Genomic DNA, 19,218 nt, shown 5'->3' with positions numbered 1-19,218 from the left:
CAACCTACTCCACCCACTTCTTAAAAACCAAAGTAGCGTTGTGCCCACCAAAACCAAAGCTGTTGGTAATAGCAATGTCAACGTTGGCTTGTACACTTTCTCCGGTAATTATATTTATCGTTTTCGGAATTACCGGATCAATCTCTGTGGTGTTTATTGTAGGAGTGATTATCCCCTTTTCGATAGCTTTAATGCATAGGATAGATTCCACTGCTCCGGCAGCCCCCAGCAAATGCCCCGTCATCGATTTTGATGAACCGATTTTTAGGTTCTGCGGATTTTCGCCAAACAAGCGTCGTACGGCATTTATTTCGCTGATATCGCCAATGGGTGTTGAAGTAGCATGGGCATTCAGGTAATCCACCTCTTCGGGTTTTACTCCGGCTTCTTTTAAGGCAAACTCCATGGCTTTTGATGCGCCTTCGCCATCGGGGTGCGATGCTGCCACATGGTAGGCATCCGATGTCATGGCAGCGCCTACAATTTCGGCATATATTTTAGCGCCACGTTTTTTGGCATGTTCGTAGTCTTCCAGAATCAATGTTCCGGCGCCCTCTCCCATCACAAAACCATCGCGGTTTACATCAAAAGGCCGTGATGCCTGTTCCGGGTGCTCGTTGTTTACAGACAGGGCACGCATGGCGTTAAAACCACCGATTCCCATTTCGATAATTCCGGCTTCCGATCCACCGGTAACAAAAACTTTTGCCTTTCCGAGTTTAATGTAGGTGTAGGCATCCATAATGGCCGTATTCGAAGTGGCACAAGCCGACGATGTGGTGTAGCTCATTCCTTTCAAACCATACTTTAATGAGATCATTCCTGCTCCCATATTTATAAGCATTTTGGGCCCCAACATCGGGCTAAAACGAGGCACGCCGGTTTTGGCATAAACTTTTACTTCTTTTTCGTAATAATCCATGCCGCCCTGGCCCGATCCCCAAATCACGCCAATGTCGTACGGATCGATGCTTGCCAGATCCAAACCACTATCCAGCAAAGCTTCGCCGGTAGTTACCAATGCATATTGCGAAAACAGGTCGGTACATTTTATATCCGATCGTTCGAGGTTCTCGTTTACATTGAAGCCTTTAATTTCGCAGGCAAATTTGGTTTTAAAATTGGATGTATCGAATTTGGAAATAGGCACTGCACCGCTGGTTCCGGCCACCGCATTCTCCCAAAATTCGTTTATATTATTTCCGATAGGCGTAAGTGCTCCAAGCCCGGTGATTACAACTCGTCGTTTTTCCATAATAAAACGGCACCCCTGTTCGGGATATGCCAAGCTGGTTATGATTTAGTTTTCGATTTATTCACAACAACACTATCAGCTGTTATGATTCTCAAGCAAATATAAGCACTTATTTAAAAGATGAACTTTATACCTCCGGCAATTTCTGGTTTTAATCCAGTTTAATGCGGTTCAAATGCAGTCCTTCGCTTTGAACAGAGCGGGCATATTTTACGGCCGGTTTTCCGAAAAGCAACACATAGCCCAGTTCATGGTCTTCCGGAATACCAATCTGGCTTCCCAATTCCGGAGCAAGAACTTTCATTACCATTTTTATAAAACCATTCCATAAAGTTCCTATTTCATAGCTGTTGGCAAGCAACTCGAAATAGCTAAGTGCAATATGACAATCAGCATCGGGCGACGCAACATTTTTGGGAGCCGAAGTAATTAGCACATGTGGTGCATCGCGAAAAAGAACGTCGATTTGTTTGCTTTCCCACAAGCGCTGCAGATCGTTTAAAAACGCCATTCGTTCAGGAATTTTTCCTGCGGCATTGGCTTCTTTAATTGCGTTATAAACTGCATTGCGCAATTTGCTTAACTCACTTTTTGTTTCGGTTACCGAAAACAACACTTCATTTTTATTATGCCCTGTTGGAGCATAAGCTGCCGTTGCCAGCAATTCGTGAATGAGTTCCGGCGCTATCGCTTCAGTTTTAAACTTGCGAATTGAACGACGAGTTTTGATTAACTGCGCCAGTTTATCCGGTTCTACAACATTCTTTTTAACCGAAATGCTGTCTTCCGGCTTCTTCCCCCAGATTGAAAGCGCTGCCGTTGGACAGATAGCCAAACAGTGCTGACATTTTATACACTGTGCTTCTTTACCTTCTTTAATTTCCGGGTATTCGCTTTTTGGGTTGATGACCAGTGTTGGGCAATCGGCGGCACACAAACCGCATTGGGTGCATTTCTGCCTATCTATTTTAAAATCGATCATTTTGGTTTTTCTTTTTGGTGGTACAAAGATAGCAGTTGCCCTGAGAACACACTTTATACGTTTTCGCGAAAGGCCTAAAACAAAAAACAGGTAACATTTAGCGCTGTAGCTACCTGTTACCTGTTCTTCATCTTAAAACGATTTTAGAGGAATTAGTATTTCCATTTATTGGCCAGTCGCACCAGCGATAACATTACCGGCACTTCGACCAAAACACCTACCACAGTAACCATTGCTGCCGGCGATTGTAAGCCGAACAACGCAATTGCTACGGCCACTGCCAGCTCGAAAAAGTTGCTGGCGCCGATCATCGCTGCCGGAGAACAAACGGCGTGTGGCAATTTTAATTTCCGGCCGCCAAACCAGGCAATAAAAAAGATAAAGTAGGTTTGAATAACCAGCGGAATGGCAACCAGCACAATAATCAGTGGATTTTTAACGATAATATCCCCTTGGAATGCGAACAACAAAACCAGCGTAAGCAATAAGGCAATTATCGACACCGGTTTAAACTTCGGAAGGAAAACGTTTTTAAACCAATCTTCGCCTTTTTGTTTCACCAGCAGTTTGTGGGTTATGTAACCCGCCAAAAGCGGTACTACCACAAAAACAACGATACTGGCAACCAGCGTGTCGTAAGGAATGGTGATATTTGTTATTCCCAAAAGGAATCCCACAATCGGGATAAAAGCCACCAAAATAATCAGGTCGTTAACCGAAACCTGCACCAGCGTGTAGTTCGGGTCTCCGTTGGTTAAATAGCTCCACACAAATACCATTGCTGTACACGGTGCGGCTCCCAACAGAATTGCTCCGGCAATGTACTCTCCGGCCTGCTCAGGCGAAATAAAAGCCGAATAAAGTTTTGAGAAAAAGATCCAGGCAAAAAATGCCATGGTAAAAGGTTTAATTAGCCAGTTTACAACTAGGGTGAGAATTAAACCTTTGGGGCGCTTCCCAACGTTTTTTATGCTCGAAAAATCAACCTGAAGCATCATGGGATAAATCATCATCCAGATTAAAATAGCAACCGGAATGTTCACCTTGTAAATCTCCATGTTGCTCAATACCTGGATGCTGTCTCCGGCAAAGTGCCCGATGCCAATTCCCACAGCAATACAAATTGCCACCCACAGACTCAGATATTTTTCAAAAAAACCGATTTGCTTTTTGTTGTTGCCCATTTTTTGTTCCAATAACCGTTATTTAAAAGTCAACCTATAGTTGAGGTTTAATCTCTTCCTCGTATAGTTTGTAAAAACGTTCTTTAATTTCGTTGCGTACCCTGATAAACTCGCTCCAGATAAACTCATCGGTGCCGGTAGCGTGCGACGGATCGTCGAAACCAATGTGCAGGCGGTGTTTCACTTCACCGAAAAAAGCGGGGCAATTTTCGTTGGCACCACCACAAACGGTAATTACGTAATCCCATTGGTCGTTCAAAAATTTCTGAACCGAATCAGAAGAATGCCCACTGATATCGATACCAATTTCGGCCATTGCTTTAACGGCTTTTTGGTTGAGTTTACCCGATGCTTCGGTACCACCTGATTCTACCTGAATACGTTCGTCAAACGATTGTAAAAAACCGTGTGCCATTTGGCTGCGGCAACTGTTACCTGTACAAAGAATTAATACTTTCATTTTATAAATTATTTATTTTATTGCTATGATTGAATTTCAACTAATTCCTATTCTGCAAATTGATTATCACTGAATAGCCCTTCCCTAAAGGGAGCAGTGACAATCAATTCGCTTCCGCCAGCTGGCGGATAAGGGTAAACGAATTGAGATTTAGGATGTTTATTCATTTTTCGTAAAATAAAGCTATACATATCACTCTTATTTACATTCATAATCGCCCACATTCAGGCCACTTAAAAATTGTTCGATTATGGATTTTACCTCAGTAATTTTCTCCGGATTCAGACAATATTTTGTTCGAACACCTTCAATGTGCCCCTGAATTAAACCTGCTTCCTTTAACTCTTTAATGTGCTGATTTACGGTGGTTCTTCCCAATGGTAATTCTTCCGAAAGATCGCCGGTAATACAACTGTTCGCTTCCGACAGGTATTGCAAAATTTTTAAACGAGCCGGATGCGCCAACACCTTAAACCAGGCGGCCTGCGTTTTTAGCTCCTCATCGAATAAATCTGTTTTTGATTGTACCATTGTTTTTTATTTGGACGCAAATATACGTCAAATTGATTTCCGACGTATATATACATCTAAACAAATCGTTAAATTAAGGTAAACTGATCATTTCTACTTTAACAGATTCATTGAAAAATTCAATCTGTTTTACCCTAAACCCTAAAGGGAACCAGATTGATTTTTTGGGTTTCACCCTTTAGGGTCGGGGTAAAAGTCCAAAAAATTGTATTGAAATGATAATCTGTTAAAGTAGAATTATTTACTAAAGGCATATTGGTTTTAAAACCATTCGCGTTTTCGGAAAATAAGAATACCGATTAGCGCCAGAATTATTGAAATACCGAGGATAAGAAAAAATGCCCATCGACTGGTTTCCAGGTTATTCGGAATATTCATGCCATAAAAACTGGCCACAAGTGTTGGAATCATTAAAATAATGGAGATGGAAGCCAACTGTTTCATCACCACATTCAGGTTATTCGAAATTACCGAAGCAAAAGCATCCATCATTCCACTTTGAATATCGGAGTAGATCTGTGCCATGTCGAGCGCCTGTTTGTTTTCGATTATGGCATCTTCAAGCAGATCTTCGTTGATTTCGCTAATCGATTTCCGGTTTCCATTTTTCAGTTTGGCCAAAACCAATTCATTGGCTTTTATCGAGGTAATAAAAAACACCAGGCACTTTTCCATTTTAAGCAGTCGGTTCAATTCCTTGTTTCTGATCGATTTTTCCAGATCCTGCTCGATAATAGCCGTTTGCTGGTTAATGTATTTTAGGTAACTCAGGTAAGTATTGGCGGTGCGCAGAAACAGTTTCAATGCAAAGTTCAGCACGTCTTTAACCTGTCGTTTACTATCGCGGTACAGCGACGGACTATCGTAGGGCAGCACCTCGTTTTCCACCTGGCAAAGTGTTATGGTAAAACTTTCGGTCATAAAAATGCCAAGCGGAACCGTAATATACGGCACGCCGTTATTCTTGTCGGGCACCGGAATACGAATAATGATCAGCGACCAGTCATCGTCGTGCTCAATCCTCGAGCGTTCGTCGGCATCGAGAATATCGCGTACAACATCCTGCGGTACATTAAAGTCTTTAGTAAGTAATTCTATTTCGTTGGCGGTAGGTTTTGTTACATTAATCCAGCAGCCTTTTTCCGGCTTATCAATTTCAATATAACCGCCAAATGATTTGAAAATTTTCAACATGGTATTACCTCCTCTGTTTTTCTACCAGCAGGAGGCTATGTGGCTCCTAGTGGTAAGAGTTATTTTTTAATTCTCTATGATACGGGCCTTCGTCCATATTAATTTTTGTTTTTTTTGAATTCGCTTGCAAAGGTAATTTTAAACGGCCAAAACCCGGCTATTGTTCTAAAAAATATGTTAATGAACTCTTAATGCCTACCCCAAACGGAATCATTAACAACTCAATAAGAAATGTTAACTCTAATTAACTTTAATTCTGTTCTACAATATATTTAAAGCACTAATTTTAATCCCGGAAACAAAAGAAACCGTATGAGATGGATTTTTTACATAGTATGTTTTTTGCTGCTCGGAATCAATTCCGTAAGAGAAGATGTACTTCCGTCTCAGACAACTTCGTGCGAAAGCTTCCGCGCAAAACAGATCAATCAAACGATTATCATCTCTCCCGATCAATTTATTTCGGAAGATTTGGATACCGAATATTTTGCTCCGGGATCGGGAATAGTATTATCGAACGAGCTATTTGCTTATTTCTCTGAGAAGGGAAAAGATGTTAATGCTTCTTTTCCGGCCGGATATTGCTTTCTTTTATCGGCCTGGTTGATTGACCTTCCACCGCCTTCTTTAGTGTGATGCAAAACCGAGTATCACTGTGCCAACCCTAAATAGTTTGGCAGGTTTATACTCATATTCCGTTCATGAAAAACAAATATTCACACTAAAAAAATACGATCATGAGAACAATACTAAATATTAATGAATACGCACAAAATCAGGCAATTCACCTTGAAAAAATTAATGATAGTTCAAACCAGGTAGAAATAGCAGAAGTGAACTATACTCCTGAAAGTAACCTGGAACTTTTGCTTCAATCGCCACTGTTCATTCGTTCGCCACGAAACATAAAAATTGCGGGAGACCGGCTGACATTAACACTGGAAGAATTTGTTCGGGCCGATTACCCCGACCGTGCGCCGGAGTTTGCCTGGGCCAGCTTTTTTTACCATAGCTATGTGCGATTTCATCATATCTCTTTTTTGTTACCGGGCGATGATTTTTACATGATAAAATCGGCCTTACTTCCTGAAGCCATTTACCTGAAAATTGTTTTAGGAATGGCTGACTAAAACCGGAGTTTTTGTTTTTGTAACCATAATGAGTTCATAGAAAGGGGGTAAGTCGTAACGACTACCCTCTATCGTTTTTTATGGTTTGTCTTTTAAGCTTTAATTTTCTCGTATAAGCCCAACAGTTTAGTCTCGTAAATTTCCTTAATCTGCTCTTCGGCATCGCCAATAGGTTTTACCGGAATCAGATCTTTTACCTCATCGGCCGACATTCCTGATTTAAAGAAAATGGCATGTGATTTTTTCAATGTAGCTTCCACTGCTTTCTTGGCTTCTTTCTCGTCCAAACCGGTTGCAACGGCAACTCTTATCATCTCTTCCCACTGAAACCAGAAATAGGTTGGCAACATGGCTGAAACAATAGCGTATCCTTCCAGCTTATTTTCTTCCACCTCAAAGTTTTTACCCAAAGCTTTCACCAGTTTCATAAAGCTTTTTTGGGCTTTTTTATCGGTTTCAGGATGAAAAGCCACCGGATTATAACCTTTGTTAATAAATGATGTAGCATTAGGAATCATACGTACAACTTTTGAAGTTCCCAAAGCTCCGGCAATTTTCTCGATAGTAACTTTTGGCGCCAGCGAAAGCACCTGCGTATCTTCTGTTACAACATCTTTAATAGCTGTAAGTGTTTCGGCCATTACCGGCGGATGAACAGCCAAAACCACCAATTGTTGTTTGGCAGCAGCTTGTGCTGAATCGGCAACTTCAATATCCGGGAATAAATTTTGTAGTGCACTCAGCGTTTCGCTGTTTGGGTCGAATACCTTAACGTTCTCAAAAACAACTTTTTTGTTTTTAAACGCCTGCAAAAAGATCTTAGTGATCCTTCCGCCACCAATAAATCCAATGGTTTTTGTTTTCATCTGTTTAAAATTTTTTGATTTCTGAATGTTCAAAAAATTTGAATACATTCAGGAACTCACATAAATTTTAATCATTCATATTAACGAATTTAGAATGAAGAAAATTTATATTCGTTTCATTTTTTTGAGTTTTATCGTTAGTTGAAACAATTACATCACGTAGTTAAAAATGAAACCTACAATTACAATTCCGGCAGCAACAATACCCACAAACGCAGCTATCAATTGCCACTTTAATACCTTTTTCAGGATGATTATTTCGGGGAGCGACAAAGCAATTACCGACATCATAAATGCCAGTGCCGTGCCCAGCGACACTCCTTTTTCGATTAGTACACTTACAATTGGGATGATTCCGGCTGCGTTGGAATACATGGGAATGCCCATTAGGATAGCCAGCGGAACACCATACCAGTTTTCTTTACCAAGCAAGGAGCCTAAAAAGTCTTCGGGAACATAACCGTGTGCCCCTGCCCCAACGGCAATACCGATGATGATGTAAATCCAGATTTTGCCAACAATTTCGCGAACGGAATCGAATCCTTTCTGAATACGATCGCTAAACGAAAGTTTATTTTCTTCAAAACCTTCGGCATTTGCTTTTACGCTGTAAACCCACTCGGCGACATATTTTTCCATTTTAAGTTTCCCGATCAACCAGCCGGAAAGAATGGCAATCGTTAAACCGGTGCCCACATAAATAAGTGCCACTTTCCAACCGAATAATCCAACCAGCAAAACAAGTGCAACCTCGTTTACCATTGGTGCCGCAATTAAAAACGAAAAGGTAACGCCAATGGGAATACCGGCCTCAACAAACCCCAGAAATAAGGGAATGGCCGAACAAGAACAAAAAGGAGTTACAATGCCCAATAATGCCGCCATAATATTTCCGGTGAACAGCGATTTTCCCTGAAGCATTTTCCGGGTCTTTTCAGTTGAAAAATAGCTACGGATAATACCCACTCCAAAAATAATGAGCACCAGCAGGAGCATTACTTTTGGTACTTCGTAAATAAAAAAGCGAAGGGTTTCGGTTAAATGTTTTCCGGCTGTCATCCCGGCCACATTGTCGACAATTACATCGGCTATGTTTTGCAGGTTCAGGTATAACAGTAGCCACACGGGCAACATAAATAACGGAAGTAACCAACCGTTTGTTTTTCTGTTTAAGGTTATCACTTTCTCAATCATTTTCTTACCATTCGTATTTTTACGAACTATTTTTTTAAAATTTTTTATTTCATCAACTGCTGCAACACCCTACTCAAAGCTATGTCCATCATCCACAACAGCTACATTTTGGCTTTTCAGACTTTTGTTCTCCCAATATTTGGCGAATATCATCGGCGCAACATTTTCCTGAAGGATTTAGCGTTTTACAATCCGAACCGGTACATGCGCCGGTTGTTGCTTTTATATTCTGCAGGCTTTTTGCGCCTTTATCCATCGCAGACCGAATTTCTGCTTCGCTAATATTTTTGCAATAACAGATTATCTTATCCATGGCAAAACAAATAGTATTAAAACATAATAAAGCCCCACGCCAATAAACAGAACCGCAATTACGCGGCGAAACCAAATCTCAAAGGTTTTCATTTTGTTGTACAGGTTACCTATTGAACCTACACTAAAAGCTATTAGCCAGGCAAAAATGATTACCGGAATTCCGGTTGCCACTGCAAAAACAATTGGCAGGTATAACCCGCTGGCACTGCTTATGGTCATCGGAATTAATATTCCAAAATAAAGAACGCCGCTATACGGACAGAAGGCCAGCGCAAAAACAATTCCCAGCAACAACACGCCCCAAAATCCCTTATTCGATCTGTTTTGCATTTTTTCAGTCAGCGAACCAACACCGGGAACTGACAGCTTCAGTACACCCAACATAAAAAGGCCAATTACTATAAGTAAGGGACCTAATATTTTTTCGCCCCAGGTTTGAAAAAAAGATGAGAACTCGAACTGACTGGCTCCAAAAAAGAACAGCAAACCGATTGCAGTATATGAAAATGCACGTCCTAAAGTGTAAACCAAGCCATTAAAAAATACCTTTTTCTGACTGGTAATATCTTTACTGATGTAGCCGATTGCCGTTATGTTGGTTGCCAGCGGACAAGGGCTAATGGCGGTCATTAGCCCCAGCATAAACGCCGACAATATCGGAATTTCTGAATTCTCAAAAATTGTTTGTAATACCTCCATCTTGCTTAGAGCAGCTCGTCGATTTCAGACTTTAAGCGCTTTTCAAATTTTTCAGGTTTGGTGCGTGCATTCATAAATGCAGAACTGGTAAGGTCAACCATTTCGTCCCCTTTTACCAGCAACAGCGTTTGTCCGCTGATTTTATACTTTTTCACCAAAGGATTGTCCTTATCCTCTTCGCGATTAATAGACTCGAAAGTTACTTTTCCTTTGTAATTTTCTTCAATTGTTTGCTTTGCTACTTTTTCAACTGCCTCGCAGGTAACACAACGTTTTGTTGCATGAAAATAGTAGGCTTTTACCTCACTTGATTGCGGAGTTACGGCACAACCATCACCCGCTGCATTTGGACCACTTTTTGCCGCTCCTGAACAACATTGTGCATTTGCTGAAATAGCTCCAACAAACAGCATAATACTTAAAATACTGATTAGTTTCTTCATCATATTTCTGTTAAAGGTTGTTGATGTTATAATTTCAAATCGGTTTTGTTATTCGTTATTACGATAATAATTCTTTCAGTTCTTTATTTCCTGGCAGTCGTCCGCTCATTACTACCTTTCCGTCAACGACCAGCGCCGGCGTATTCATCACCCCAAATTGCATGATTTTATAAATGTCTTCCACTTTTTCAATCGATGCTTCAATGCCCAGTTCACTTACGGCGTTTCTTGTCTTTTCTTCCAGCTTTTTGCATTTGGCACAGCCGGTTCCTAAAACTTTTATCTCCATCTTCTCTTTGGTTTTTTTGATTTATTGTTCGCTGAAATACGAACGATTTGCTAAAAATTTCTAATCTATTTTCAGAAAATTTTTGAATAACTCCTGTGCTTCTGCCCAGTTTTCTTTGTTCACGCAATATTTAATACGAGGGGCTTCAATTTCGCCCTGAATCAATCCTGCATCTTTTAATTCTTTTAAATGTTGCGATAAGGTTGACTTTGCAATTGGCAGCTCATCGCTTAAATCGCCACTGTAACAACAACTCTGCTTGCCAAGTAATTGCAATACATACACACGCACCGGGTGTCCGAGCGCCTTGGCATAACGAGCTATTTTTTGTTGCTGATCTGAATTAATTTTCACTTCCATCTATTTTTGCTATCTATTTATTCACATACAGACCTATCTTCGTTGCGATTCCCCTTTAAGGGGACAATCAGATGGACGAAGATTGGGTGCATTGTTCGTTGTTCGCAAAATTACGAACTGTTTTTCGAAATATGAATTAATCCTTCCTTTTTATTACTATTTATTTTATATCGCTTACGACATTAAATATTGTTTCTATATTTGTATCGCGTACGATATTTTCATGAAAGACAAATAGAAAACAATTAAACAATGGAAAACAATTTTTATCAATTTAAAGCAACAAGTTTACAGGGCAAAGAAGTTGCTATGGACAGCTACAAAGGGAAAACGGTTTTAGTAGTGAACACCGCCAGTAAATGTGGCTTAACACCACAGTTTGAAGGACTGGAAAAATTGTACAAACAGTACAAAGACAAAGGCTTGGTGATTCTGGGATTTCCGTGTAACCAGTTTGCCAACCAGGAACCCGGCGACGAAAAATCAATTGCCGAAGGTTGCCTGCTTAACTACGGAGTAACATTCCCAATGTTCTCGAAAATAGATGTAAACGGTGATAACGCCCACCCCATTTACAAATACCTGAAAAAAGAACTGGGCGGAATTTTGGGAAGTAAGATCAAATGGAATTTTACAAAGTTTCTGATCGATGCTGAAGGTAACCCGGTAAAACGATTTGCACCAACTACAAAACCCGAAAAACTGGAAGGCCACATTGCAAAACTTTTACAGATTTAAATAAAAAATAAACGAAGATTAATAACAGTAAATGAAGCCGTTGTTAACACACTTCAGCGACTTCATTTTTTATCTTTGCATAAAAAATAAATAACATGGAATTCGAACAGCTAAAACTCAGTAATCAGCTTTGTTTCCCCATTTATGCAGCATCGCGCCTGATAACACGCACGTATCAGCCAATGCTCGACGAGCTGGGAATTACTTACCCGCAATACATGGTTTTAATGGTGCTTTGGGAGCAGGATTCCATGCCGGTAAATACAATTGCCAAAAAACTGATCCTGAACACCAACACCGTTACTCCGCTTTTAAAAAGAATGGAAGTGCAGGGAATTGTAAAACGCACCCGATCGGATGAAGACGAACGAAAAGTAACCGTTAGTCTAACAGACAAAGGGTTACAGTTGCGCACTCTGGCAGCCGAAATACCGGAAAAGCTGGTTGCCCAACTTGATACCGATAAAATTTCGGTGGATGAACTGATCGACCTCCGCGAAAAACTTAACCGCCTGATTGATTTAATGACTGAAAGATAATTGAGAGCTTTCATTAAAACTTCTCTGGTATTTCAGTTATGCAGTACTGCCCCTTGCGCATAAATTTCCTAAATTCGCAACAAATTCAACTACGTAAAAATGAATCAGCGAATACTTCTCCTCATTGGATTGATCTTTATTTTTCAAGCTTGTAACACCGGCACCTCGAAATACATGGCCAATAACGGAACCATATACGGCACGTACTACAGCATTAAATATGAAAGTCCAAACGGCGAAGACCTGCAAACGGAAATTGATGAGGAACTGCAACGTTTGTCGCGCATTTTTTCGCATTACGACAAGGAGGCAACCATCTCAAAAGTAAATAACAACACTCCCGTTGAGCTTGAACCTGAATTTGTAACCTGCTTTTTAAAAGCTGAGGAAATTTCAAAAATTACCAATGGTGCTTTTGATATTACCGCCGGTCCGCTGATTAGCGCGTGGGGATTTGGCCCTGAAGACCGCCAAAAAATGACAGCTGACAAGGTGGATTCCTTAAAGCAAATTTGTGGCTATGAAAAGATTCGTCTCGAAAATGGCCAGATCATAAAGGAAAATCCGCAAATGACGATAAATATGAGTGCCATTGCCAAAGGATACACCTGCGATTTGATCGGTGAGTTTCTGCAAAAAAAAGGATGTCTGAACTATATGGTTGATATTGGCGGCGAAGTTGTGGCAAAAGGCGTAAACGACAAAAGCAAAGTTTGGACAATAGGAATTCGCAAGCCCATTGAAAATCCTTTTGCGAATGAGCTAAGTGCAGCTTTAATGCTGAATAACCGCGCCATGGCAACATCAGGCAATTACCTGAATTTTTATGAAGAAGATGGTAAAAAATATGCGCATACTATCGACCCGATTTCAGGGTACCCGGTCCAACACAGTCTGTTAAGTGCCACGGTAGTTGCCAACGATTGTATGACCGCTGATGCTTTTGCCACCGCTTTTATGGTGTTGGGAAAAGATGCAGGCATTGAAATTGCGCGACTGGTGCCGGGAATGGAAATCTACTTTATTTATGCAGACGAAAATGGTGAGAACCAGGTTTACATGTCGGAAGGTTTTGGAGCGATGCTCAGAAAATGAGCGATCTCGTTGCAAACTAACAACGTATTAATATAAAGTTTTGCTAAAAAATAAGAATCGGAGCATTAACTCATTTATCCCGATACGCTCCGCTATCGGGATTAGTTCGACCATCAAATTACAGTTCGTTTCTCTCCTGTAATTTGGGTCTCACTGAATAAAAAAAGCCGGTTATTTACCGGCTTCTGTATCTGTTGCTAAATTCAACTTTTTGAATTGCAGTTCTTTTCGGGCCTCGCGCTGTGCCAGTTTATCTTGCGTAGTAGCACAATAAACACCGTTTTTCTTTAAATGAGCGTTTGCTCCAACGTGCGTATTAGGAAATTTTCCTCCTTTCAGAAAAACAATCCTCATCGCCATTCCCAACATTCCGACGCCCAATAAGGCAACCGCCAATAAAACTACTTTTAAAATTTCCATATCCTATCCCTTTGAAACTTTTCGATGCAAAATTAAAGTTTTCCAATTAACTAACCCTATCTAAATAACTAATTTAACGGCAAATTGTTGCTGTTCATCTAAAAGATTCAACGGTACACCAGTGAAATCTGTAAATTCAGGCAAACAAAAAACAACAAATCATGGAAAAACACATTAATGTAGTTGCTACTCTACAAATTATCTACAGCATTTTGGGATTAATAATCGCTACAACTATTTTTATCCTTTTTCACGTTATTGGTGATTTTGCCGATGATCACGAAGCCGAATTTGTACTTTCGATTGTCGCCAACGTAATCATGATTATTGCTTTTATAGTAAGCCTGCCGGGGATTCTCGCCGGAATAGGTTTATTCAAACGCAAAGAATGGGCACGAATTCTTACCCTCATTATTTCAGTGCTGAATCTGTTTAGTTTCCCTATCGGAACAGGTATCGGTGTTTATTCAATTTGGGCACTCGTACAACCCGAAAATGTAGAAGCTTTTAAAAATTAAGCCAGGAAAAAATCTTTCTTTATTTTTACAAAAAACAACATTTTAAACATGAACCTCATTCAGCTTAAAGAAAGTGCGGAAGAAAAAAATCGCCTTGAAAAACTTCTAATCCGCACTCAAAACGAACTTACACAAGAACAAAACAAATCAGTGCAACTTGCAAAACAACTGCAAAAGGAGTTCGAAGATGTTAAACGATTGGAAGAAGGAGGATTATCCAGCCTTTTTCATGAGATTTTAGGAACGAAAGAAAAGAAGCTTGACAAAGAACGGCAGGAATACCTGGCAGCCAAACTTAAATATGAGAATTGCCAAAAACAGATCGACAACCTAAAACAAGAGGTTGAAAGACTGAGCAGCAAACTCCAACAATGCGGAAATCCCGAAAAAGATTACAAAGTCCAATTAACCGCAAAAGAACAGCAGTTAAAAGCCGCAAACGATGGTACGCTTCAGAAATATGAAGAACAACTCGGCCACTACTATTCACAAAAGAAAGAAGTTAACGAGGCAATACATGCCGGCGAAATGGCCATTAAAGGATTAAAGCTGGCACTGGAATCTTTACGTAAAGCACAAAACTGGGGTACATTTGATATGGTTGGCGGAGGACTACTGGCAACGGCGGTGAAACACTCGAAAATGGACGAAGCAAAATCCCTTATCCATGACGTACAATACTGGTTGCGCAAATTTAACCGCGAACTTAAAGATGTTCAGGTAAACCAGATAGGCACCATGGATCTGCAATTGGACGGACTGACAACTTTTGCCGATTACTTCTTTGATAACCTTATTATGGACTGGGTTGTACAGAGCAAAATAAACCGTTCGTATGATGGATGCGTGGATGTATTGAACCAGGTTTCACAAATTGTGCATCAACTTAAAGCTGCCGATTCCTCATTAAGCAATAAATATAAAGCCACCAAAAAAGAATTGACCGACTATTTGGTACAAGCTTAAATAATCAATTTTATTACTTTTACGTTCGCATGAATGTAAAAATATGATTCAATACGAAATAAGAGTAACAGGAAGAGTTCAGAGAGTAGGTTTTCGCTACTATGTGCAGCAACAAGCCAAATTACTAAATGTTACGGGCTGGGTGCGCAATACGGTTGATGGAGGCGTGATGGTTGTGGCTCAAGGTTCGGAACCGGCTGTTAAAACATTGCTTGATTACCTATGGGTTGGTCCTCCCCTTTCCCTTGTAAAAAGTGTTCACCATGCCGAACTTCAGGCTATTGAAACGTATACCGACTTTGAAGTCAGGTATTAATATTTCTGCGTATTTACAAAGCTCAAACTGAAAAACTAAACCACACAAAATTGGAAAAACTTAACTACCATATGAGCCCGGAGCAGTTTCGGGAAGAAGGCAAAAAAATTATCGACTGGATTGCTGATTATTACGAACAGATAGAAGATTATCCGGTACTTTCGCAAGTAAAACCCGGCGATATCATCAACTCATTACCAGATGCAGCACCACTGCAAGGTGAAAGTATTGATGATATGATTAAAGACCTGGACGAGAAAATTATGCCGGGAATTACGCACTGGCAGTCGCCCAACTTTTTCGCTTATTTTAATGCCAACACTTCTTTTCCCTCAATTTTAGGCGACCTGGTATCCTCGGGACTTGGCGTTCAGGGAATGTTGTGGGCTACCAGTCCGGCAGCAACCGAAGTGGAAACGCGGGTACTCGACTGGCTGGCAGATATGATGAACATGCCCGAACAGTTCCACTCAACTTCTTCAGGTGGCGGGGTTATCCAGGATACCGCATCAACAGCAGCTTTAACGGCAATTATCGCAGCACGCGAAAGAGTTACAAAATTTAAAACAAACGAAGACGGGCTGGATAAAAAACTGGTGGCTTATGCTTCTTCACAAACACACTCATCGGTAGAAAAAGGAATTAAAATCGCAGGAATCGGGCGGGCAAATTTGAGACTGATCGACGTTGATGAAAACTGCTCAATGCGTACCGACCTGCTTGAACAACAGATACAACAAGACCGCGCCAATGGATTAATTCCATTTTTTGTTTGCGGAACTATTGGAACAACCTCATCAACTGCAATCGATCCACTGCCCGAAATCGGTAAGATCTGTAAACAGGAGAAATGCTGGTTTCATATTGATGCTGCATCGCTCGGAACAGCTATGCTTTGTCCGGAATTCCGACATTTAGCAAACGGCGTTGAATTGGCCGACAGCTACAGTTTTAATCCGCATAAGTGGATGTTCACGAATTTCGATTGTAACGTTTTTTGGGTGGCCAACCGAAAAGAACTAATCAACACTTTTTCCATTCTGCCGGAATATTTGCGCAACAAAGCCACAGAATCGGGCGAGGTGTTCGATTACCGCGACTGGCACATTCAACTCGGCCGACGTTTCCGGGCGCTAAAACTTTGGTTTGTAATTCGCCACTACGGAGTTAAAGGACTTCAGTTCCTTATTCGCGAGCATGTCCGACTGGCCAACGAATTTGAAAACTGGGTAAAAGATTCAGAAGAATTTGAAGTGGTTGTCCCCACAACAATGAACATGGTTTGCTTCCGTCATAAATCCGATGATGCGTTCAATCTAAAACTGATGAACACCATCAACGAAGCCGGAAAAATCTTTTTTACCCATACAAAATTAAACGGGCAAGTTGTGCTTCGTATGAATATCGGGCAAACACACATTGAAGAAAAACATGTAAAAAATGCCTGGAAAATAATTCAGGATACTGCAAGAGAATTGGAATCTAACAGGTAAAACTTACATCACATCATTTGCATAAATTACTTCTGCACTTCCTTTTTATAAAATTTACAAACCTCGGTTAGTCCGCATTTTTCGCATTTAGGTTTGCGGGCCAAACAGGTGTAACGTCCGTGCAAAATCAACCAGTGGTGCGCCTTGGGCACTAATTCTTCTGGTATGTATTTCATTAACTGCAGTTCGGTTGCCAAAGGAGTTTTTGCGTTTGTGCTTAATCCAATGCGAGCTGCCACTCTAAAAACATGGGTATCAACAGCCAACGCCGGTTTATTATAAACAACTGAAGCAATAACGTTTGCTGTTTTTCGTCCAACGCCAGGTAACTTTTGCAGGTCATCAACATCGCTCGGAACTTCTCCATCAAACAATTCGATAAGCTTTTGTGCCATTCCAACCAGGTGTTTGGCTTTATTATTCGGATACGAGCAACTTCTGATGTAATCAAAAACTTCTGCCGGTTCCACCTCTGCCATTTTGTAGGGTGTCGGAAAACGTTTCAGCAATTCCGGCGTAATTTGATTCACCCGCTTATCGGTGCATTGAGCTGATAAAATCACTGCAACAATCAGCTCAAACGGATTCCCGTAATCGAGCTCTGTTTCAGCAATTGGCATTGATTTTTCAAAATAATCTATGATGTATTCAAAGAGTTCTTTCTTTCTCATTTTCTAATTTTTCTCAAAAATAAATGAAATTTTTTCTCAAAACGTGTAACAAAAACAAAAGTGTGCAGTCCTATTTAATGAATTGCTTAAGCATCGTTTCTCCTCCTTACTTGAAATGGTTTTAAGTAATATTTAAACAGCAAAATAAAAAGCCGGTTCATGCCGGCTTTTTTCTTTTTCGCAGGTTATTAATATCAACTCGTGAATAAAAAATGTCCAGAAAATTCCGCTTCACCTAAAAATCAAGCAGATAAATTCTATTTTTGTTGAAATTGTGAAGGAGGAATCGTTTTGAAGAGAAGAATTTACGTAGTTGTGGTGATAGTAGGGTTGGCAATTCTGGCTTTCAAATTACAATCGTTTGTAGGAACAGAAAAGGCAGAAAGACAAGCCACGCAGGAGGTTGCCATTGTGGAGCCCGAGTATAATCCTGTTGTTGAAATTGAGAATACAGTTACACTTTTCGATAGTTTACTGGAACAAAATTTAAAAGAATCTGGAACTGTTGGTGCCGCAGCGGTGATTACCTATAAGGGAAAAATTGCGCTGGTGAAATGTTTTGGCGTTCGAAAAGCCGGTGAGAAAAATCCGGTGAACGAAAATACTGTTTTTCGCCTGGCTTCGGTTTCAAAATCGCTAACTGGAGTTTTAGCAGGAATTCTTGATGAAGAAAATATTGTAAAACTTGACGACCGTATTGTTGACTACCTTCCCGATTTTAAACTAAAAAATCCGGAATACACCAACCAACTGACTGTTCGCCATTTACTGAGTCACACCTCCGGATTAATTCCTCACGCTTACGACCTAATGGTTGAAGACAAAGTGCCGCTGGAACAAATTATTGAGCGATTGGATCAGGTTGATCTTACCGCTGCTCCCGGGCAAAACTACGGTTACCAAAATGTGGTTTACAGCATTTACGATCCGATTACCTGTGCCAAAACTCAGAAAACTTTTGAGTCGGTGATTAAAGAAAAACTGTTTCAGCCGTTTGGCATGGCCGATGCTTCAGTGAATTTTGAAGACTTTAAAAACAACAATAACAAAGCATATCCGCATTACAATCGCGGGCACAACCGTTACAGCCCAATGCGCCTTAACGACCGCTATTACTCCACTGCTCCGGCAGCCGGTGTTAACGCCAGTATTTCCGATCTTGGTCAATTTTTGTGCACTTTAACCGACGACGAATCGGAGATTTTCGATACAAAAGCACGTCAAACTGTTTTTACTCCACAGGTAAATTCGCCCTTAAACCGCTCTTATTTCAGAAGCTGGGGCCACGATGTAAAATCAAAACGTTATGGCATCGGCTGGAGAATTGTAGATTACAAAGGACGTGAAATTGCCTATCACGGAGGATATGTTTTGGGGTATAAAGCCGAAATTGCCGTTTGCGACCAGGAAGACATTGGTATTGCAATTTTGAGCAACTCGCCAAACAGTGCCACAGCTAAAAATATACCTACTTTCCTGAATATGTTGTTTGATTACAAAGACAGCGTGGTTCTACAAGAAGAACAAAAAGAGGATTCTTCGCAAAACAAATCGTAAATC

The 19,218-nt window shown here is 40.6% G+C and carries 25 protein-coding genes; 10 read left to right on the top strand and 15 right to left on the bottom strand.

The window, feature by feature from the left end; all coding sequences use genetic code 11:
• Window positions 1-4: 4 nt before the first annotated feature.
• The 6 genes from fabF to LH29_RS12695 all read right to left on the bottom strand — a co-directional run bounded on the left by fabF (window position 5) and on the right by LH29_RS12695 (window position 5,606).
• Entirely contained in the window at window positions 5-1,255 is a 1,251-nt protein-coding gene (fabF, locus tag LH29_RS12720) for a beta-ketoacyl-ACP synthase II (protein ID WP_045030408.1), read from the bottom strand.
• Window positions 1,256-1,406: 151 nt separating this feature from the next.
• Complete coding sequence (locus LH29_RS12715; protein WP_045030404.1) at window positions 1,407-2,237, bottom strand: nitroreductase family protein; 831 nt, start codon at window positions 2,235-2,237, stop codon at window positions 1,407-1,409.
• A gap of 152 nt (window positions 2,238-2,389) precedes the next feature.
• A complete protein-coding gene (gene arsB, locus LH29_RS12710; RefSeq protein WP_045030402.1) occupies window positions 2,390-3,421 on the bottom strand; it encodes an ACR3 family arsenite efflux transporter in 1,032 nt (343 codons plus the stop codon).
• A gap of 34 nt (window positions 3,422-3,455) precedes the next feature.
• A complete protein-coding gene (locus LH29_RS12705) occupies window positions 3,456-3,881 on the bottom strand; it encodes an arsenate reductase ArsC (RefSeq protein WP_045030400.1) in 426 nt (141 codons plus the stop codon).
• A 198-nt stretch (window positions 3,882-4,079) separates the two neighbouring features.
• A complete protein-coding gene (locus LH29_RS12700; protein WP_045030399.1) occupies window positions 4,080-4,412 on the bottom strand; it encodes an ArsR/SmtB family transcription factor in 333 nt (110 codons plus the stop codon).
• Window positions 4,413-4,673: 261 nt separating this feature from the next.
• Window positions 4,674-5,606, bottom strand: a complete 933-nt coding sequence (locus LH29_RS12695; protein ID WP_045030398.1) for a magnesium transporter CorA family protein — start codon at window positions 5,604-5,606, stop codon at window positions 4,674-4,676.
• Window positions 5,607-5,918: 312 nt separating this feature from the next.
• Here LH29_RS12695 and LH29_RS12690 point away from each other — a divergent pair, with 312 nt between their 5' ends.
• Both LH29_RS12690 and LH29_RS12685 read left to right on the top strand, forming a co-directional pair.
• The gene (locus LH29_RS12690) at window positions 5,919-6,242 is read left to right on the top strand and encodes a hypothetical protein (protein WP_045030397.1); all 324 of its coding nucleotides are present in this window, start codon (window positions 5,919-5,921) and stop codon (window positions 6,240-6,242) included.
• 101 nt (window positions 6,243-6,343) lie between these two features.
• On the top strand, window positions 6,344-6,736 hold the full coding sequence (locus LH29_RS12685; RefSeq protein WP_045030395.1) for a hypothetical protein: 393 nt from the start codon (window positions 6,344-6,346) through the stop codon (window positions 6,734-6,736).
• Between the two features lie 92 nt (window positions 6,737-6,828).
• On the opposite strand, the gene LH29_RS12680 is transcribed toward LH29_RS12685, so the two are convergent.
• From LH29_RS12680 to LH29_RS12650, 7 genes are all read right to left on the bottom strand, one after another.
• A complete protein-coding gene (locus LH29_RS12680) occupies window positions 6,829-7,602 on the bottom strand; it encodes a pyrroline-5-carboxylate reductase family protein (RefSeq protein WP_045030991.1) in 774 nt (257 codons plus the stop codon).
• A gap of 150 nt (window positions 7,603-7,752) precedes the next feature.
• Complete coding sequence (locus tag LH29_RS12675) at window positions 7,753-8,796, bottom strand: permease (protein ID WP_045030393.1); 1,044 nt, start codon at window positions 8,794-8,796, stop codon at window positions 7,753-7,755.
• Window positions 8,797-8,884: 88 nt separating this feature from the next.
• On the bottom strand, window positions 8,885-9,109 hold the full coding sequence (locus LH29_RS12670; RefSeq protein ID WP_045030391.1) for a (2Fe-2S)-binding protein: 225 nt from the start codon (window positions 9,107-9,109) through the stop codon (window positions 8,885-8,887).
• The gene (locus LH29_RS12665) at window positions 9,097-9,810 is read right to left on the bottom strand and encodes an aromatic aminobenezylarsenical efflux permease ArsG family transporter (protein WP_045030390.1); all 714 of its coding nucleotides are present in this window, start codon (window positions 9,808-9,810) and stop codon (window positions 9,097-9,099) included. The genes LH29_RS12670 and LH29_RS12665 overlap by 13 nt, the downstream gene beginning before the upstream one ends.
• A 5-nt stretch (window positions 9,811-9,815) precedes the next feature.
• Complete coding sequence (locus tag LH29_RS12660) at window positions 9,816-10,253, bottom strand: nitrophenyl compound nitroreductase subunit ArsF family protein (protein WP_045030989.1); 438 nt, start codon at window positions 10,251-10,253, stop codon at window positions 9,816-9,818.
• A 58-nt stretch (window positions 10,254-10,311) separates the two neighbouring features.
• A complete protein-coding gene (locus tag LH29_RS12655) occupies window positions 10,312-10,542 on the bottom strand; it encodes a thioredoxin family protein (protein WP_045030389.1) in 231 nt (76 codons plus the stop codon).
• 60 nt (window positions 10,543-10,602) lie between these two features.
• Window positions 10,603-10,902: an ArsR/SmtB family transcription factor gene (locus LH29_RS12650; protein WP_045030387.1), complete on the bottom strand. Its 300-nt coding sequence runs from the start codon at window positions 10,900-10,902 to the stop codon at window positions 10,603-10,605.
• Between the two features lie 252 nt (window positions 10,903-11,154).
• Here LH29_RS12650 and LH29_RS12645 point away from each other — a divergent pair, with 252 nt between their 5' ends.
• The 3 genes from LH29_RS12645 (at window position 11,155) to LH29_RS12635 (ending at window position 13,274) form a co-directional block, all read left to right on the top strand.
• The gene (locus LH29_RS12645; RefSeq protein ID WP_045030384.1) at window positions 11,155-11,640 is read left to right on the top strand and encodes a glutathione peroxidase; all 486 of its coding nucleotides are present in this window, start codon (window positions 11,155-11,157) and stop codon (window positions 11,638-11,640) included.
• Window positions 11,641-11,735: 95 nt separating this feature from the next.
• Complete coding sequence (locus LH29_RS12640; RefSeq protein ID WP_045030382.1) at window positions 11,736-12,179, top strand: MarR family winged helix-turn-helix transcriptional regulator; 444 nt, start codon at window positions 11,736-11,738, stop codon at window positions 12,177-12,179.
• 99 nt (window positions 12,180-12,278) lie between these two features.
• Window positions 12,279-13,274 (top strand): FAD:protein FMN transferase, encoded by a 996-nt coding sequence (locus LH29_RS12635; protein WP_045030381.1) that lies wholly within the window; start codon window positions 12,279-12,281, stop codon window positions 13,272-13,274.
• Between the two features lie 171 nt (window positions 13,275-13,445).
• Here the strand turns inward: LH29_RS12635 and LH29_RS12630 are convergent, their stop codons facing one another.
• On the bottom strand, window positions 13,446-13,694 hold the full coding sequence (locus tag LH29_RS12630; protein ID WP_045030380.1) for a hypothetical protein: 249 nt from the start codon (window positions 13,692-13,694) through the stop codon (window positions 13,446-13,448).
• Window positions 13,695-13,855: 161 nt separating this feature from the next.
• On the opposite strand from LH29_RS12630, the gene LH29_RS12625 reads away from it, so the two are divergent.
• Genes LH29_RS12625 through LH29_RS12610 form a run of 4 tightly spaced genes read left to right on the top strand, consistent with a single transcriptional unit; the run spans window position 13,856 to window position 16,987 of the window.
• Entirely contained in the window at window positions 13,856-14,212 is a 357-nt protein-coding gene (locus LH29_RS12625) for a hypothetical protein (RefSeq protein WP_045030378.1), read from the top strand.
• A 48-nt stretch (window positions 14,213-14,260) separates the two neighbouring features.
• Window positions 14,261-15,178 carry a hypothetical protein gene (locus LH29_RS12620; RefSeq protein WP_045030377.1) on the top strand — a complete coding sequence of 306 codons (918 nt, stop codon included), beginning with the start codon at window positions 14,261-14,263 and terminating at the stop codon, window positions 15,176-15,178.
• 43 nt (window positions 15,179-15,221) lie between these two features.
• A complete protein-coding gene (locus LH29_RS12615; RefSeq protein ID WP_045030375.1) occupies window positions 15,222-15,494 on the top strand; it encodes an acylphosphatase in 273 nt (90 codons plus the stop codon).
• A 50-nt stretch (window positions 15,495-15,544) separates the two neighbouring features.
• Window positions 15,545-16,987 (top strand): pyridoxal-dependent decarboxylase, encoded by a 1,443-nt coding sequence (locus LH29_RS12610; protein ID WP_198152441.1) that lies wholly within the window; start codon window positions 15,545-15,547, stop codon window positions 16,985-16,987.
• Window positions 16,988-17,013: 26 nt separating this feature from the next.
• Here LH29_RS12610 and nth read toward each other — a convergent pair whose 3' ends face one another.
• Window positions 17,014-17,658, bottom strand: coding sequence for an endonuclease III (gene nth, locus LH29_RS12605; RefSeq protein ID WP_045030369.1), 645 nt, complete (start codon window positions 17,656-17,658; stop codon window positions 17,014-17,016).
• A 291-nt stretch (window positions 17,659-17,949) separates the two neighbouring features.
• On the opposite strand from nth, the gene LH29_RS12600 reads away from it, so the two are divergent.
• The gene (locus tag LH29_RS12600) at window positions 17,950-19,215 is read left to right on the top strand and encodes a serine hydrolase domain-containing protein (RefSeq protein WP_198152440.1); all 1,266 of its coding nucleotides are present in this window, start codon (window positions 17,950-17,952) and stop codon (window positions 19,213-19,215) included.
• Window positions 19,216-19,218: the final 3 nt, after the last annotated feature.

The sequence above is a fragment of the Draconibacterium sediminis genome (assembly GCF_000949475.1).
GTDB lineage: Bacteria > Bacteroidota > Bacteroidia > Bacteroidales > Prolixibacteraceae > Draconibacterium > Draconibacterium sediminis.
Note: the sequence above shows the minus strand (reverse complement) of the source record. Positions and strands in the feature narration are given on the sequence as shown.